18 protein-coding genes are annotated in these 14,854 nt (G+C 40.6%); 9 read left to right on the top strand and 9 right to left on the bottom strand.

Annotated features, from left to right (window positions below; translation table 11 throughout):
- Positions 1-77: 77 nt before the first annotated feature.
- The gene (locus tag FZC76_RS09615) at positions 78-1,262 is read right to left on the bottom strand and encodes a GTP-binding protein (RefSeq protein ID WP_148987989.1); all 1,185 of its coding nucleotides are present in this window, start codon (positions 1,260-1,262) and stop codon (positions 78-80) included.
- Between the two features lie 168 nt (positions 1,263-1,430).
- Here FZC76_RS09615 and FZC76_RS09610 point away from each other — a divergent pair, with 168 nt between their 5' ends.
- Positions 1,431-1,997, top strand: coding sequence for a beta-class carbonic anhydrase (locus FZC76_RS09610; protein WP_063559789.1), 567 nt, complete (start codon positions 1,431-1,433; stop codon positions 1,995-1,997).
- On the opposite strand, the gene yidD is transcribed toward FZC76_RS09610, so the two are convergent.
- Complete coding sequence (yidD, locus tag FZC76_RS09605; protein WP_148987988.1) at positions 1,994-2,221, bottom strand: membrane protein insertion efficiency factor YidD; 228 nt, start codon at positions 2,219-2,221, stop codon at positions 1,994-1,996. The two genes, FZC76_RS09610 and yidD, sit on opposite strands and share 4 nt — an antisense overlap.
- 140 nt (positions 2,222-2,361) lie before the next feature.
- Between yidD and FZC76_RS09600 the strand changes: the two genes are divergently transcribed.
- Positions 2,362-2,835: an S-ribosylhomocysteine lyase gene (locus FZC76_RS09600; protein WP_148987987.1), complete on the top strand. Its 474-nt coding sequence runs from the start codon at positions 2,362-2,364 to the stop codon at positions 2,833-2,835.
- A 34-nt stretch (positions 2,836-2,869) separates the two neighbouring features.
- Here FZC76_RS09600 and FZC76_RS09595 read toward each other — a convergent pair whose 3' ends face one another.
- Positions 2,870-4,042 (bottom strand): FAD-dependent oxidoreductase, encoded by a 1,173-nt coding sequence (locus FZC76_RS09595; RefSeq protein WP_148987986.1) that lies wholly within the window; start codon positions 4,040-4,042, stop codon positions 2,870-2,872.
- 225 nt (positions 4,043-4,267) lie between these two features.
- Here FZC76_RS09595 and FZC76_RS09590 point away from each other — a divergent pair, with 225 nt between their 5' ends.
- Positions 4,268-5,272 (top strand): permease, encoded by a 1,005-nt coding sequence (locus tag FZC76_RS09590; RefSeq protein ID WP_148987985.1) that lies wholly within the window; start codon positions 4,268-4,270, stop codon positions 5,270-5,272.
- A gap of 18 nt (positions 5,273-5,290) precedes the next feature.
- Entirely contained in the window at positions 5,291-6,295 is a 1,005-nt protein-coding gene (locus FZC76_RS09585) for a TIGR03943 family putative permease subunit (protein ID WP_148987984.1), read from the top strand.
- 112 nt (positions 6,296-6,407) lie between these two features.
- Here the strand turns inward: FZC76_RS09585 and ytzI are convergent, their stop codons facing one another.
- The gene (gene ytzI, locus FZC76_RS09580; protein ID WP_148987983.1) at positions 6,408-6,563 is read right to left on the bottom strand and encodes a YtzI protein; all 156 of its coding nucleotides are present in this window, start codon (positions 6,561-6,563) and stop codon (positions 6,408-6,410) included.
- Between the two features lie 159 nt (positions 6,564-6,722).
- Between ytzI and FZC76_RS09575 the strand changes: the two genes are divergently transcribed.
- Positions 6,723-7,163: a Dps family protein gene (locus FZC76_RS09575; RefSeq protein WP_148987982.1), complete on the top strand. Its 441-nt coding sequence runs from the start codon at positions 6,723-6,725 to the stop codon at positions 7,161-7,163.
- Positions 7,164-7,229: 66 nt separating this feature from the next.
- On the opposite strand, the gene FZC76_RS09570 is transcribed toward FZC76_RS09575, so the two are convergent.
- On the bottom strand, positions 7,230-7,466 hold the full coding sequence (locus tag FZC76_RS09570) for a DUF6154 family protein (RefSeq protein ID WP_148987981.1): 237 nt from the start codon (positions 7,464-7,466) through the stop codon (positions 7,230-7,232).
- A 146-nt stretch (positions 7,467-7,612) separates the two neighbouring features.
- Here FZC76_RS09570 and FZC76_RS09565 point away from each other — a divergent pair, with 146 nt between their 5' ends.
- From FZC76_RS09565 to ytkD, 3 genes are all read left to right on the top strand, one after another.
- Positions 7,613-8,011, top strand: coding sequence for a phage holin family protein (locus FZC76_RS09565; RefSeq protein ID WP_148987980.1), 399 nt, complete (start codon positions 7,613-7,615; stop codon positions 8,009-8,011).
- Between the two features lie 73 nt (positions 8,012-8,084).
- Entirely contained in the window at positions 8,085-8,405 is a 321-nt protein-coding gene (locus FZC76_RS09560) for a hydrolase (RefSeq protein ID WP_148987979.1), read from the top strand.
- Between the two features lie 105 nt (positions 8,406-8,510).
- Entirely contained in the window at positions 8,511-8,984 is a 474-nt protein-coding gene (ytkD, locus tag FZC76_RS09555) for an RNA deprotection pyrophosphohydrolase (protein WP_148987978.1), read from the top strand.
- A 17-nt stretch (positions 8,985-9,001) separates the two neighbouring features.
- Here the strand turns inward: ytkD and FZC76_RS09550 are convergent, their stop codons facing one another.
- From FZC76_RS09550 to FZC76_RS09540, 3 genes are read right to left on the bottom strand one after another with little or no spacing between them, the layout of a single operon-like run.
- On the bottom strand, positions 9,002-9,808 hold the full coding sequence (locus FZC76_RS09550; RefSeq protein WP_148987977.1) for an ABC transporter permease: 807 nt from the start codon (positions 9,806-9,808) through the stop codon (positions 9,002-9,004).
- Positions 9,786-10,565: an ABC transporter ATP-binding protein gene (locus FZC76_RS09545; protein ID WP_148987976.1), complete on the bottom strand. Its 780-nt coding sequence runs from the start codon at positions 10,563-10,565 to the stop codon at positions 9,786-9,788. Before FZC76_RS09545 ends, FZC76_RS09550 begins: the two co-directional genes overlap by 23 nt.
- A gap of 11 nt (positions 10,566-10,576) precedes the next feature.
- Complete coding sequence (locus FZC76_RS09540) at positions 10,577-11,572, bottom strand: ABC transporter substrate-binding protein (protein ID WP_148987975.1); 996 nt, start codon at positions 11,570-11,572, stop codon at positions 10,577-10,579.
- Between the two features lie 123 nt (positions 11,573-11,695).
- Between FZC76_RS09540 and FZC76_RS09535 the strand changes: the two genes are divergently transcribed.
- The gene (locus FZC76_RS09535) at positions 11,696-12,466 is read left to right on the top strand and encodes an alpha/beta hydrolase family protein (protein WP_148988039.1); all 771 of its coding nucleotides are present in this window, start codon (positions 11,696-11,698) and stop codon (positions 12,464-12,466) included.
- 700 nt (positions 12,467-13,166) lie between these two features.
- On the opposite strand, the gene pckA is transcribed toward FZC76_RS09535, so the two are convergent.
- Entirely contained in the window at positions 13,167-14,753 is a 1,587-nt protein-coding gene (pckA, locus tag FZC76_RS09530; protein WP_148988038.1) for a phosphoenolpyruvate carboxykinase (ATP), read from the bottom strand.
- Between the last annotated feature and the right edge of the window lie 101 nt (positions 14,754-14,854).

The following is a 14,854-nucleotide window of genomic DNA, read 5'->3' as shown; positions in this document are numbered from 1 at the left end:
TTTTGTATCCCAACACATTATATCGTAACTATTACGATTTGAGAACTAAAAAGTCAAATGTTATAAAATTTTTACAATTACTCTACGATAAAAGCAGGTACAGGATCTGCAAGCTTGGACCAGTCCTCATTCATTTCTTTTTCTGTAAGAAGACAGGTGTCCAGTGAACGTTCGATTTGCTTTTGTTCCATTTCAATGCCAATGAAGACTAGTTCTGTCATTCTGTCTCCATATGTTTCGTCCCATCTTTCTAGTAATTCAGGTTCTTCTTGTAATGTTAACTGTTTTTCCTCTTCACTGTAACTTGCAACCCATTCTCCAGCACCCTGAATCATGATGGAGGCACCTGCTTGAGAAATTAGTCCAGCCATATCATTCCTAGAAGCAAGCCAGAAGAAACCTTTTGCACGAACGATTTCTTCCGGCCAGTTATCTAGCCAGTTCTTGAAACGCACTGGATGGAAGGGTTTTCTACGGCGGTACACGAAGGAAGTGATTCCGTATTCTTCCGTTTCAGGAATGTGCTCTTCGTTTAATTCCTTAATCCAACCAGCAGCCTGGCTCGCTTTTTCAAAGTCGAATAACCCTGTGTTCAGAATCTCTTCCAATTCTACTTGGCTATTCACCGTTTGAATTATTCTTGCCTCCGGATTCAATTTCTTCAATAGTGCCTCTAATTCCACTACATATTGTGTTTCTAGTAAATCAGTTTTATTTAATAACAGAATATCGGCAAATTCAATTTGGTCTATCAATAAATCAGATATTTCGCGTATATCCGATTCATCTGTTCCCTGTTTGCGATCTAGTAAGCTTTCGCCAGATTGATAGTCATCATAAAAGCGGAAACCATCCACTACGGTAATCATCGCGTCCAGGCGGCACTTTTCTGTGAGATCAATATCGAACTCCTCATCTAAGTAAGTAAAAGTCTGGGCAACAGGGATTGGTTCACTTATGCCGGAGGACTCGATCACAATATAGTCAATGTTCCCTTCATCAACTAGGCGCTCCACTTCCTTCATGAGGTCTTCTCGCAATGTACAGCAGATGCAGCCGTTTTGCATTTCCACCAATTTTTCTTCGGTTCTGGAGAAACCGCCTTGTTGGATAAGTGCAGCATCAACGTTTACTTCACTCATATCGTTAACGATTACTGCAATTTTCAAACCTTCTCTATTGGATAAAATGTGATTTAACAGGGTTGTTTTTCCTGCACCAAGATAACCGCTTAGCACTGTTACAGGTATTTTCCTTTTCATAAAATACATACTTCCTTTCTTGTTTAAAACGTAACCTTTACGATTTACTTATAAAATATTACTAAAAACATAAAAAGAAAACAAGCTATTTTTATTGTCATTTTGTTTTGAGTTTGTCATATTGAAAGAAGGGAATCTAAACTATTATTCAGAAAGAGGGTAAAAAGAATGAAGTTACTGGATGAAATTTTAGAACATAATACTGGATTTGTTGAAAAAGAGGAATACATTCAATACCAGACCACTAAATTTCCTGACAAAAAATTAGTAGTATTATCATGCATGGACACAAGGTTGATGGACCTGTTACCAAAAGCGATGAATCTAAAGCATGGTGATATGAAGATTGTTAAAAATGCCGGAGCTATTGTATCGCATCCGTTTGGAAGTATTATGAGAAGTATCTTGGTTGCCGTGTTTGAACTACAAGCGGATGAAGTATTAGTTGTAGGACATCACGATTGCGGAATGGGAAAAATCAATCCCGAGGGCATGCGTGAAAAGATGGAAGCAAGGGGAGTAACAAAAGAAACGATTGATGATTTGAAATATGCAGGTATTGATGTAGCAGGTTTCTTAAAAGGGTTTGACAGCGTGGAGGAAAGCGTCCGTGAAAGTGTGGATATGATTGCAAACCATCCACTTATGGCAGAGGGTGTACCTGTGCATGGACTAGTTATTGACCCGCACACAGGCAAGCTCGATCTTGTTGTTAATGGATATGAAAAAAATTAACATTTGTCTTTCTTCTCCGGAACATGATCAATGCCCCCAGGATGAAAAGGGTGGCACTTTAGAATTCTCTTTATTGTCAGCCAACCGCCTTTAATTGCTCCAAAACGTCCAATTGCTTCCATTCCATATTGAGAGCATGTTGGATAAAATCGACAAGTTGGCGGCGTTAATGGGGAAATGAATTTTCGATAAAAACGAATGATGTATAAAAAGACATGCTTCATTTACTGTCACCTCAAGTAAATTATAATCGAAAATTAGGGAAACCAAAAATTTATTAAATTCGTATAAATCAGATGAATTTAATTGGAATTGAATTTGTGTTATACTGTAAATAACTTTTAAATAAAGGGAGAGTGCTATTATGCCTTCAGTAGAAAGTTTTGAACTAGATCATAATGCGGTAAAAGCTCCTTATGTTCGTCATTGTGGAGTACACAAAGTAGGGACAGACGGTGTTGTTAATAAATATGATATTCGTTTTTGCCAACCAAACAAACAAGCGATGAAGCCAGACGCTATTCACACTTTGGAGCATTTATTGGCATTTAACATCCGTACACATGCGGAAAAGTACAGCCATTTTGATATTATCGACATTTCTCCAATGGGTTGCCAAACTGGCTACTATCTAGTGGTAAGCGGCGAACCGACAGTAGATGAAATTGTTGATTTGATGGAAGACACGTTAAAGGATGCAGTTAAAATTGAAGAAATTCCGGCTGCAAACGAAAAACAGTGCGGTCAAGCAAAGCTTCATGACCTTGAAGGTGCGAAGCGTTTGATGAAGTTCTGGTTAGAGCAGGATAAAGAAGATTTGAAAAAAGTATTTGGTTAAAAGGGAAGGATGACTCAATCTGGGTCATCCTTTTTTAAATGGAAGATATGATGTTTGCTGCTACTCTGGCACCAGAAATATTGCGTGCTATGGGGCCAACTTCAAGTTCCGCCAGGGCGCCGCTTACATAGAGATTAGGTGCCCATTCCAACATGTGGTTAACAATGGGATAGCCGCACTTTGCACATGGAAGGTTTTCTTGTTTTATGACAGGCTCCAGCCATTCTCTGCCTGGAAGACCTTGTTCAAAGCCTGTTGCCATAATAATCGAGCTGCCTGTAATTGTTTCTCCATTTTCAAGCAGCAGCTGTACACCATTGCGCTGAATCAGGAAATTATTTACAACTCCATTCTTAATGGTTAATTTTTTTGTTCGAACGAGATGATTAATTTTGTTTCTTAATTCAGAAGGAATGGAGCCTTTATGCCTTGCAGATTTTATTGCTTTGCGCCTATTTTCATAATCTTTCATTTTGACAAATGGCTGTCGCATTTTAGGACCCAGCCATTCTGGATTACTGTCAAAGTCATGGACTCTAAAAGGATGCCTTTTTAGCATCGTCACTTTACCTGGAAACATGTTTGCCAGTTTGATTGCTAAATGTGTGGCTGTTATTCCACCACCGACCACTACAAACGGTCCATCCATTTCTTCAAAAGGAGGAAGCTCTTTGTCAAAAACATGAAATAAAGAATTTGTACGTTCCTTTTTTAGGTTGCTAGCCCATTCAGGGAGATGCAACTGATCACTGATTCCAATGGCAATGACGACTTTTTCCGTTCTTAACACTTCTCCATTTTCAAGATATACCTTCCAATACCCATCGCCCTTCTCTACATGACGGACCTTTGATGGGACATAAGCTTGTTGGATATCTAAATCATTTATTAGGTGATCACAATGATCATTGAACATTTGTAAGGATGGCCTTTTATACCTACCATAAAAGTCTGTGTTAGGTTGATATTTATGTTCTTTTTTAGAAAAAGCTTGCAAGCTAAATGGTTCTTTATCCAAATGATGAACAGAGGGCGATCTTAAGTACGGCATGGAAATGGTAGATGTACACCTTTTCCAATTTTCCAAAGGCTTTGGATTTGGATCAATGATTCTCAATTTATTAATAGTGGTTTTATTCTTTTTTAGTAAAAAAGTGGCAACGGTTAAACCTTGAATGCCACCCCCGATGATAATCCATTGAAGCATAGTAAACACTCCTCTTCCTTGCAAATAGTAATCATTACGATTATAGATATTTCATATAGTATAGGAATATGCAAAAGGAATCAAGAAGCAAAAACGCGAACTAGTTTTCCATACTTTTCTATCATACTGTTAATAGATTAGACATATATTGCTAGTAACAAAGATAAAGTTTTAAAAGTTTGATATGTTATAATACAAAATAGAAAATATGATAGGAGTAGAAGAATGAGGAAAAGCAGTAGTCTTTTGAAGGATTTGATCGGGCTTGCTTTAATTGGAGTGTTCCTATACCTATTCTTTTTTATAGACTTCAAGGAAATCTCTCTTGATATTCCAAGCTCATGGCTGAATGTAAATACGATCTTCCTAAGTATTGTCATTGAAGCTATACCGTTTATTTTACTTGGTGTTTTCGCCTCTGCATTGATCCAAACATTCGTGTCAGAGGAAAAAATAAAAAAATACTTACCTAAGAGTCCCATAGGTGCCATTATTCCGGCAGCGTTACTTGGGGTTATTCTACCAATCTGTGAATGTGCCATTATTCCAGTTGTTCGCAGATTAATTAAAAAAGGGATGCCGCTTCATGTTGGGGTAGTGTTGCTTGTAGGTGCACCTATTCTTAACCCGGTAGTTGTTGCTTCTACATACTTTGCCTTCAACGGGGACCCCACTATTTTATACGGTAGATTCGGACTTGCCTTTATTTTATGTATGGTTATCGGCTTTTTGATGTTGTTGCTTTTTGATAATAAAAACCAGCTTCGTTGGTCGAAAAGTGAGCTGGTAGGCAGACAAGAAATGGAGGAGCCGGCTCTACAGCAGAATAAATGGAAAGCGACCTTCTACCACGCTAGTGATGAGTTTTTTGATATGGGGAAATACTTGATAGCCGGTGCGTTCATCGCGAGCTTATTCCAGACTTTCCTTGATCGTAATGTATTAATGGCGCTAGGACAGAATGAAGTATTGTCTCCAGCTGTCATGATGGCTTTTGCATTTGTGCTCTCGCTTTGTTCAGAAGCGGATGCCTTCGTCGCCGCATCATTTGGTTCAACTTTTACAGTGGGATCTTTATTAGCGTTCATGGTATATGGACCAATGCTAGACTTGAAAAATACATTTATGCTTTTTGCCTATTTCCGTACAAAGTTTGTACTTGTTTTTATGGCAGTTGTAACCATTGTCGTGTTCGCCGCGATACTTATTTTCCAGCAGCTTGTGCTGTAGGAGAGAGGATGATAATAGATGGAAAGCAATCGTGATTATGGGTTTCATATTTATTTGCGTGGAATCATACTGCTGGGATTTACTCTCTTGTTTTTTAAGCTTCTGGCCACTGGGAATATAACGAATTTCATTGCACCACGGATGATGCCGTTCATGTATTTTGCAGCAGGAACTTTGTTTATTCTTGGTATTGTGCAGATTTGGCGCAGCGGCTCTAAAGATAAAGAAGAACTGGTGTGTAATTGTGGATTTGACCACGGGGAGTCATCCACTCCCATTCAATCAATTTTGATTTATTCCATGTTTGTGTTGCCTGTTGTGACAGGATTCATGTTCCCGGAAAATATTTTGGACAGTTCCATTATTGATAAACGAGGTTTTACAAATTCAAAGATGATTGTGGAACAGCGTGAGCAAGCTGGGGCATTTGATGGTCCAGCAGGTGGTACTGCTTCAAATGATGGAAGCGGAGAGTCTGACACATCAAGGGCGGAAGCTTACTTGGATGATCCTGAAGGGTATATGGAGGATCAAGAAAGCGGTGCACCGACCATTGATGAACAACTGGCGGACGCACCTTTAGAGCATCCAGAAGGGTTTGAATTGCAAGAACCGCCGGAAGGATATTATGAAGAATTGAAAGCTGAGATGCTTGAGATGGACACCATTGTCGTGGATGATGAGAGATACATTCCAATGATGAATATCATAGACATGAGCATTGATGAATTTGTCGGAAAGAAAATTGAAATGGTTGGGTTTGTATATCGCGAAGCCGACTTTACGGAGAACCAGTTTGTTGTCGCGCGTTTTGGATTGTCTTGTTGCGTAGCAGATGCCAGTGTTTATGGGACGTTGTCTACTATAAGCGGAGCAGGGGACCTTCAAAACGATGACTGGGTGAAAGTGAGCGGAACCCTGACAACCACTCAATACAATAACTGGACCCTTCCATACGTCGAAGTAGAAACCCTTGAAAAAGTCGAACAACCAGAATCACCATATATCTATGAATACTACTAATTATCTTAAACCAGAAAATTAAAAGTAGGAAACCCCCTGAGCCTGACGCTCAGGGGGTTTCGACGTTAAGTGCAAAACTCCTTTAGGGGTCTGACCCCTAAAGGGAATTTTTTTATTTCTTCTCCTCATCAACGGGGTCTTTTTGGTTTTGTGTTGGTTCGATTGGGTCTATGGTGTGTTCGTATTTGTAGGCTTTGTTGGTGGAGAGTAGGGTGAGAAATAGCACGACAAGTACGATGATGATGCAGATGATTAATATGGTCATCATGGTGATGTATACCTCCGGATAATTTAATATTCATTATCTATCATTATTACCCTCTAACAAAAACTAATCAAGGCATAAGTCCATTGTTTAGGGGGACGCTATAAGGGGTAAATAACCTATATATTATATTGGAATATTTAAAGGAGGCAATGGAACAAAATGTCTAAACAATTAACAGATGTAGTAAATAAGCAAGTAGCAAACTGGAGTGTTCTTTATATCAAGTTACATAATTATCACTGGTTTGTAAAAGGGCCGGAGTTCTTCACACTCCATGCAAAGTTTGAAGAGTTATATGGGGAGGCTGCCACTCATATTGATGAATTGGCAGAGCGATTATTAGCAATTGAGGGAACTCCTGTTGGAACAATGAAAGAGATTTTGGAGATATCCACTATCCATGAAGCGGAAGGGAAAGAAACGGCAGAGCAAATGGTCCAATCCATTGCAAGCGACTTCTCTACCCTTATCGAAGAGTTAAAAGAAGGCATGGAGATTGCGGACAAAGTGGGAGATGAAACCACTGGTGATATGCTTCTTGCCATCCACCAAAGCGTGGAGAAACACAACTGGATGTTGCATGCATTCTTAGGAAAATAAAATCAAGTAGCCTGATGGAAGGACTTTTCCGAAGTCCTTGCATCAGGCTTTTTTTTCTGACAAAGGTTAATGAAGCAGACCTTGGTCGCCATGACCTCCACTAATCAACAACTCTTTTACCTGCTCCATCACCAATTCTGCCACCACTTGATGGAGGTCTTCATCTGATAATTCCGCTATAAGATCGATGCATTGCTCTCTTGAAAAACTGTTCACGATAGAATACGCAACTGCATCAATATCTTCATCATCCCGAATCCATTTTTTATGATATTTATTAACGAACGTTTCAAAAGTCTTCATATTTCTTCTATCTCCTCTAGTAAAATAATGATTAGTTTCCTCCAATTTGTTAAGTTCATACACAAAACCCTACTATTTCGTAACGGGCTATTAGTATTTTGCATAATATGGATTATAGAAAAAAGTGAGGTGCAGGGGGATTTGTCATGGACAAGTACAATTTAATTTGTTTTGGAATTGCATCAATAGTGGGTTCCATGGCTTCTATTTTTTACGGAGGCTTTAGTTCACTATTAATGTTTTTAATTATGTTTGTAGTCGTTGATTATTTAACAGGGATTATGGCGGCATTTGTTGAAAAGCGCCTTTCGAGTCGAGTGGGTTTTAAGGGTATCGCACAAAAGGTATTTATTTTTGCATTAGTTAGCATTGCGCATGTGTTGGACATTATATTAGGTACTAATTTAATTAAAGACGTTACGATTTTATTTTATTTGGTAAATGAATTTATTTCCATTATGGAGAACGCGTCACGAATGGGTGTACCAATACCGAACATCTTGAAAAAAGTTATTGATGCCATTAAAAAAAAGGCGGACCCATAACTAGTGAATCTAAAAGAATAAAGCACAGGTTTTGTGTGAAAATAAGAGAAGATACTGGAAAGGGTGAAGATACATGGAGCGTAAAACGTACTACATTTCACTAGCAGAGGGTTCAATTTCACAAGTGAGTACAGCATCTTCTTGGGACTATCAAATACAGGCAACAGATGATGAAATAACACATTTAAGGGAAATTTTTGATCAAAACTATTCTTCTGATTGGCAAGGCTTTTGGCGGGCCCACATACCGTATGTACAATATCATTTTGACAAAACAAATGATGCATATGATAACGGATTGCAACAGGCGTTCAAGATGATATATGAGCTTGGGGATGAAGCAACTAAGAGCCATATTAAAGATCAGGGATTAATGGAAGATCTAATCGAATAGATGTTTTTTACCAATGATGGTCTAAATAGGGTACTTGACTCTCACATTTTCGATGCTACTATGATAAGATAAATAAGAAAAAAGAGATATTGGAGTTTCGATAGTATGTATGAGTTTGAAGATATTTATAACAACCGAGTGATGTTATCCTTTGAAGACCATCCTTTTTCTCAAAATCCCAAACACGTCTGGGTCATTTGCCGTTACCAAAATCATTGGCTGTTGACCAGTCATAAGAACAGGGGAATGGAGTTTCCAGGTGGAAAAGTAGAAGATGGGGAAACCGCCGACCAAGGTGCGATTAGAGAAGTAAAGGAAGAAACAGGTGGACATGTGTCCCAGTTAAAATACATAGGGCAGTATAAAGTGGACGGAAGAGAAAAAGTCATTGTTAAAAATGTATATTTTGCAGTAATTGATAAGTTAGAAAAGCAGTCTACATACTTTGAAACAAATGGTCCTGTCCTCTTGAAGGAGATACCAGCAAACATAAGAAAAGATAACCGATTTAGTTTCATTATGAAGGACGATGTTCTAACGCATTGTCTTGATAAAATAAAGAAGAGCAACTCCATTTGAGGGGTTGCTCTTTCTTTTTACGTATGTTTAACAAGCTTTTTTTCAAGATACTCGACTAGTTGATACATGATGGTCGCAAATACTGCGATAATTAATAAGCTCAATAGTACGAGGGTGAAGTTGAATACTTGAAAGCCATAGATAATCATATACCCCAGTCCTTTGGAACTGACCAGAAATTCGCCGACAATGACTCCGACCCAAGCCAAACCGACATTCACTTTAAGGGTAGAAATAATAGTAGGATAGGACGCTGGGAGAACTGCTTGCTGGAAAAGTTGTCTGCGGGTTGCTCCGAAGGTCCTCAGAACTTTTAGATAGTTATCATCTACTTCTTTAAAGGCGGTATAAACAACAATGGTTGTGATAATGACGGAAATAATAGCGCCCATTGTAATAATCGACCCCATATTAGGCCCAATAGCTACAATTAAAATAGGGCCCAGCGCGACTTTAGGCATTGCATTAAGAATGACTAAATAAGGCTCAAGCACTCTAGAAATCATGGGTGACCACCAGAGGATGGCAGCCAAGATCGTTCCAATGAGTGTTCCGAGAATGAATCCGAAGATGGTTTCGGTTACTGTGATACTGATATTGGAAAGCAGCGTTCCGTCTTTTATTTTCTCCATGAACAGATTCCAGATCCGACTTGGATAGCTGAACAGTAATGGATTAATCCAGCTGTTTTTCCCGGCAAGCTCCCAAGCGGAAAAAAAGACAATAAAGATGATTAGCTGATATAACCTTACTTGATAAGTTACCTTTTTAAGCTGTTTTAAATAACCTTGGTGAAGAAGGTCAATGTTCGCTTTCTTGTTCAAGTTGCTCCAACTCCTTCCAAATCTTTTGGAACAAGGAGGAGAAGTCAGGGTGCTGCCTTGCTTCAAATGGGATCATGTTTCTTAATTCTTCTGGAACGATGAACGTTTTCGCCAACCGTCCAGGGTTCGCTTTTAACAGAAAGATGCGGTCACTCATTGCGATGGCTTCCCCGATGTCATGGGTGACGAGCAAAGCGGTTTTTTTAAAGGACTTGAGTGTGGTGAAGACTAAATCCTCAAGCTTAAGCTTCGTCTGGTAGTCCAGAGCTGAAAATGGTTCATCAAGAAGCAGGAGCTGAGGATCGGTGGCAAGTGTTCGGACAAGTGCTGCGCGTTGCCTCATTCCACCAGATAACTGAGAAGGATATAACTTTTCAACATCCGGCAGTCCCATTTCTTTAAGCAGTTGTAAGGTTCTTTCCATATTTAATTTCGTCTGTTTATCTGCAATCTTCAACCCAAGAAGTACATTCTCCTCAATAGTCTTCCATGGAAAAAGATAATCCTGTTGAAGCATATAGCCAATATTGGAGACGCATTCTTTGGAAGGTTTATCGCCTAACAATACGGTACCTTCTGTCGGTTTAAGGAGACCCGCAATAATGGATAAAAGTGTTGTCTTCCCACAGCCACTAGGGCCAAGGAAGGAGATGAACTCGCCTTCCTCAATAGAGATGGAGATGTCTTCTAGTACCTTTGTAGCCCGTTCAGGAGTAAAATAGATATGATTTATATGATTAACTGATAATAAACTCATCGTTCATCATCCTATTCTTCCATTACCTCTTCTGCAATGGTTGTATTTACTAATGTGCCGTATTCCACATATTGTGGAAGCTCCCCGGCTGTGTCCATGATGTTTTGCAGGTTATCCCATTCATCTTGATCCAGGATTGGATTGGTGGCGAAAGAACCTTGACTCTTGTAACGGTCCACAACGGTTTCAATTAATTCTACTGACGTATCTTCAAAGTATGGAAGGATGACTTTGGCAGTTTCAGAAGCAGGGTTATTCTCCACCCATTGTTGTGCTTTGTAGAGCGCACGGGTGAATTTCTCTGCTGCCTCAGGGTTTTCTTTTAGATAACTTTCCTTTGCCATGAATGTCGTATAAGGCAAGTGACCTGACTCTTCCCCGAAAGAAGCGACAATATAGCCGATGCCTTCCGCTTCAAAAATACTAGCCTGCGGTTCGAATAACTGCACAAACTCACCTGTACCGGAAGCGAAGGCGCTAGGGATGTTGGCGAAGTCCACGTTTTGAATCAGGTTTAAATCATTTTGTGGGTCAATCCCATTCTTTTTTAGGACGAACTCACCGGCCATTTGAGGCATGCCGCCTTTACGCTGCCCAAGGAAGGTACTGCCTTTTAAATCATCCCACTCAAAATTATCCAATTTTTCTCTGGACACTAAGAAAGTTCCATCAGTCTGTGTTAGTTGGGCAAAGTTAATAATTGGGTCATTGGAGCCTTGCGCATACACGTAAATAGACGTTTCAGAACCCACTAATGCCACATCCGCCCCGTCAGCGAGCAAGGTGGTCATGGTTTTATCCCCACCCCAAGTAGTGGTAAGTTCCACTTCAAGACCTTCTTCTTCAAAAAAGCCTTTTTCAATCGCAACATATTGGGGAGCATAAAAAATAGAGCGGGTAACTTCGGCAATCCGAACCTTTTCTGTTTTGCCGCCACCGCAAGCTGCAAGCGCAGCGATTAAAGCAAAAGATAATAAAATACTTAACGTAATTCTTAAACCTTTCATGTCCTACCTCCTCAGAAATTGTGGGCATATGCTTTGTATGTTTTTATAGATTAGCGTATGATTTGGGCTAAATATGTGTGAATGCCTAGTGCGTCAAAAGGGGGCAATATTTTGCAAGACGGGATGATTATTGAAAAGACTCCATTTCCATCGCCCAGTCCGTATATCAGTGTTTTTTCAGTGACCTATTTAAGCAATGGTTTGAAGGTAAAGGGCCTGCTTGCTGAACCGAAAGCGGAAGGGAAGTATGATGGATTTTTATATTTAAGGGGCGGCATAAAAAATGTCGGACAAGTTCGTGTTGGCCGTATCGTTCAATTCGCCTCTGAAGGCTTTGTGGTGATGGCGCCATTTTACCGTGGAAATCAGGGCGGCGAGGGGAATGAGGATTTTGCTGGAGATGATAGGGAGGATGCGTTTGCTGCTTATAAGTTGTTAGCGTGTCATGAGAAAGTGAAGGCTGATCGTATTCATGTCTTCGGTTTCTCTCGCGGCGGTGTGATGGCTCTCATGACAGGTATTGAATTTCCTGAAGTATGTTCTGTTGTTTCCTGGGGCGGTGTTTCCGATATGTTTCTCACCTATGAGGAGAGAGTGGACCTGCGCCGTATGATGAAGCGCGTAATTGGAGGGACTCCGAATAAATATCCAGAGCGATATGAGTGGAGGACACCACTGTTCGAGCTTGAAAGGTTGGTTGCTCCAATCTTAATTATCCACGGGGAGCAGGACAAAAACGTTTCTATTGAGCATTCTTATAGATTGGAAAAGTGTGCGAAGGAGATGGGGAAGAAGGTGGAGGCGTGGTATTATCCGGAGTACACGCATTATTTTCCGCCTAGGGAAAATCGGAGGATTGTTGAGCGGTTGACGAGGTGGATGAAGGAGCAGTGATGGAGTGAGCGAGGCAGCAGGGGCTTCAGCTTCCTAAGTCAGAGAGGTGGCTTCTCTCACCGCCCAAAACACAATGTGGGGAGGGAAAACAGTAGGAGAGAGGGGTTCTCTCCGCCCGAAACGCATTGTGGAAACAGAAAACGGTAGAAGAGGAAGCAAATTATACGCCAGGTCCCATGAAAAAATAGAGAAGCGGTCGAATAGAACAGCTCTATAAGCCCGAACGCAGGTTAGGAAGAGAGAAACGGTCGAATAGAACAGCTCTATAAGCCCGAACGCCGGTTAGGAAGAGAGAAACGGTCGAATAGACCAGCTCTATAAGCCCGAATGCGGGTTAGGAAGAGAGAAACGGTCGAATAGACCAGCTCTATAAGCCCGAACGCCGGTTAGGAAGAGAGAAACGGTCAAATAGACCAGCTCTATAAGCCCGAACGCCGGTTAGGAAGAGAGAAACGGTCGAATAGACCAGCTCTATAAGCCCGAACGCCGGTTAGAAAGAGAGAAACGGTCAAATAGACCAGCTCTATAAGCCCGAATGCGGGTTAAATAGAGAGAAACGGTCAAATAGAAGGGCCCTAAATGCCCCGACCGCCGCTGAACAAATGGAAACAGTCAAATAGGGTGATCTTTTAGCGCCCCCAATAAACCAAAAAGCCAACCAAGTCTCTCACAGCCTTGGTTGGCTCAAATATTTTACCAATTATACCGTAGGTCCGCCCAACTCAAGGACTTCCGCAGGTACATTTTCAAACTTCTTGAAGTTCATTTTGAACTTGCCTGCAAGCTCACGTGCAGATTGATCGTATTTCTCTTCGTTATGCCATGTTTTCTTTGGTTGTAACACTTCATCAGGTACACCAGGAACATGTACTGGAATGGAAACGCCAAAGTATGGATCTTTTTCTACTTCTACATTAGTCAAGTCGCCTTCTAGTGCCGCCTGTACCATTGCTCTTGTGTAGGAAAGCTTCATGCGACTTCCAACGCCATATTCTCCGCCAGTCCAGCCTGTGTTAACAAGGTAGACCTGTACGTTGTGCTCATCGATTTTCTTTCCAAGCATCTCTGCATAGGTCGTAGCAGGTAGCGGCAGGAACGGTGAGCCAAAGCAAGTGGAGAAAGTAGCTTGTGGTGATGTGATTCCGCGCTCTGTGCCTGCAAGTTTACTTGTGTAACCACTTAGGAAATGGAACATAGCTTGTTCTTTAGAAAGCTTAGAGATTGGAGGCAATACACCTGTTGCATCGGCTGTTAAAAAGACGATGGTATTCGGGTGACCAGCAATGCTCGGCTGAACGATATTTTCCATTGCATCCAGAGAATAAGCTGCACGTGTATTTTCAGTTAGCGTAGAGTTCTCATAATCAGCAATTCTGGATTGACCGTCAATGACTACATTTTCAAGGACTGATCCAAAACGGATCGCATCAAAGATTTGTGGTTCTTTTTCACGTGTCAAACCGATGCACTTAGCATAGCATCCGCCTTCAATGTTAAATACACCTGTGTTAGACCAGCCGTGCTCGTCGTCACCGATAAGCTTGCGGTTAGGGTCGGCAGATAGTGTTGTTTTACCTGTGCCGGATAGTCCAAAGAATAATGCTACATCGCCTTCACGTCCTACGTTCGCAGAGCAGTGCATTGGCATAATTCCGTTTTCTGGTAGAAGGTAGTTCATAACAGAGAAAATGGACTTTTTCATTTCCCCGGCATATTCAGTCCCACCAATCAGCACAATTCGTTTGCTGAAGGAGATCATGATGAATGCTTCTGAATTTGTCCCGTCCACTGCAGGATCCGCTTTGAAGTTTGGAGCAGAAACAATGCTGAATGCGGTTTCATGTTTAGCCAATTGCTCTTCATTTGGCTTGATGAATAACTGTTGTGCAAAAAGGTTGTGCCAAGCGAATTCGTTGATTACTTGAATTGGCAGTTGATATTTATCATCGGCACCTGCAAATCCTTTAAACACGAACACTTCATCTTTGTTTTCTAAGTATGTGAGAACTTTGTTATATAGGCGATCAAATACATCTTCAGAGATAGGGCGGTTGACGGTACCCCAATCAATTTTATCTCGGCTAATTTCTTCTTCTACAATAAATTTATCTTTAGGGGAGCGACCCGTGTATTTGCCAGTGGTTGCGAGTACTGCACCAGTTGAGGTCAAGCAGCCTTCGTTACGGTTTAATATTTTTTCTACCAATTGAGGAACAGACAGTTGAACATGTGTGTTGCTTCCGTAAATTAATTTTGTTAACCCATTATCAATTCCAACCGTTTTCATCATGGATAACTCTCCTTCAATTATATAATTTGCTTTTTTTCTCATCTGTTAAAAAGTATAACACATTTAACTTAATAGTCCATACTAATTAGCTTATTTTA

Source organism: Sutcliffiella horikoshii (genome assembly GCF_008180725.1).
Lineage (GTDB): Bacteria > Bacillota > Bacilli > Bacillales > Bacillaceae_I > Sutcliffiella_A > Sutcliffiella_A horikoshii_B.
The sequence above is the reverse complement of the archived record's forward strand: the minus strand, read 5'-3'. Positions and strand labels throughout refer to the sequence as shown.

Bases quoted from the DNA above. Each gene is read 5' to 3' on its own strand.
- FZC76_RS09610 (WP_063559789.1), top strand. From the start codon at position 1,431: ATGAAGTTACTGGATGAAATTTTAGAACATAATACTGGATTTGTTGAA.
- FZC76_RS09600 (WP_148987987.1), top strand. From the start codon at position 2,362: ATGCCTTCAGTAGAAAGTTTTGAACTAGATCATAATGCGGTAAAAGCT.
- FZC76_RS09585 (WP_148987984.1), top strand. From the start codon at position 5,291: ATGGAAAGCAATCGTGATTATGGGTTTCATATTTATTTGCGTGGAATC.
- FZC76_RS09590 (WP_148987985.1), top strand. From the start codon at position 4,268: ATGAGGAAAAGCAGTAGTCTTTTGAAGGATTTGATCGGGCTTGCTTTA.
- FZC76_RS09535 (WP_148988039.1), top strand. From the start codon at position 11,696: ATGATTATTGAAAAGACTCCATTTCCATCGCCCAGTCCGTATATCAGT.
- pckA (WP_148988038.1), bottom strand. From the start codon at position 14,753: ATGAAAACGGTTGGAATTGATAATGGGTTAACAAAATTAATTTACGGA.
- yidD (WP_148987988.1), bottom strand. From the start codon at position 2,221: ATGAAGCATGTCTTTTTATACATCATTCGTTTTTATCGAAAATTCATT.
- FZC76_RS09560 (WP_148987979.1), top strand. From the start codon at position 8,085: ATGGAGCGTAAAACGTACTACATTTCACTAGCAGAGGGTTCAATTTCA.
- FZC76_RS09595 (WP_148987986.1), bottom strand. From the start codon at position 4,042: ATGCTTCAATGGATTATCATCGGGGGTGGCATTCAAGGTTTAACCGTT.
- FZC76_RS09615 (WP_148987989.1), bottom strand. From the start codon at position 1,262: ATGAAAAGGAAAATACCTGTAACAGTGCTAAGCGGTTATCTTGGTGCA.
- FZC76_RS09545 (WP_148987976.1), bottom strand. From the start codon at position 10,565: ATGAGTTTATTATCAGTTAATCATATAAATCATATCTATTTTACTCCT.
- FZC76_RS09565 (WP_148987980.1), top strand. From the start codon at position 7,613: ATGGACAAGTACAATTTAATTTGTTTTGGAATTGCATCAATAGTGGGT.
- ytzI (WP_148987983.1), bottom strand. From the start codon at position 6,563: ATGATGACCATATTAATCATCTGCATCATCATCGTACTTGTCGTGCTA.
- FZC76_RS09575 (WP_148987982.1), top strand. From the start codon at position 6,723: ATGTCTAAACAATTAACAGATGTAGTAAATAAGCAAGTAGCAAACTGG.
- ytkD (WP_148987978.1), top strand. From the start codon at position 8,511: ATGTATGAGTTTGAAGATATTTATAACAACCGAGTGATGTTATCCTTT.
- FZC76_RS09540 (WP_148987975.1), bottom strand. From the start codon at position 11,572: ATGAAAGGTTTAAGAATTACGTTAAGTATTTTATTATCTTTTGCTTTA.
- FZC76_RS09570 (WP_148987981.1), bottom strand. From the start codon at position 7,466: ATGAAGACTTTTGAAACGTTCGTTAATAAATATCATAAAAAATGGATT.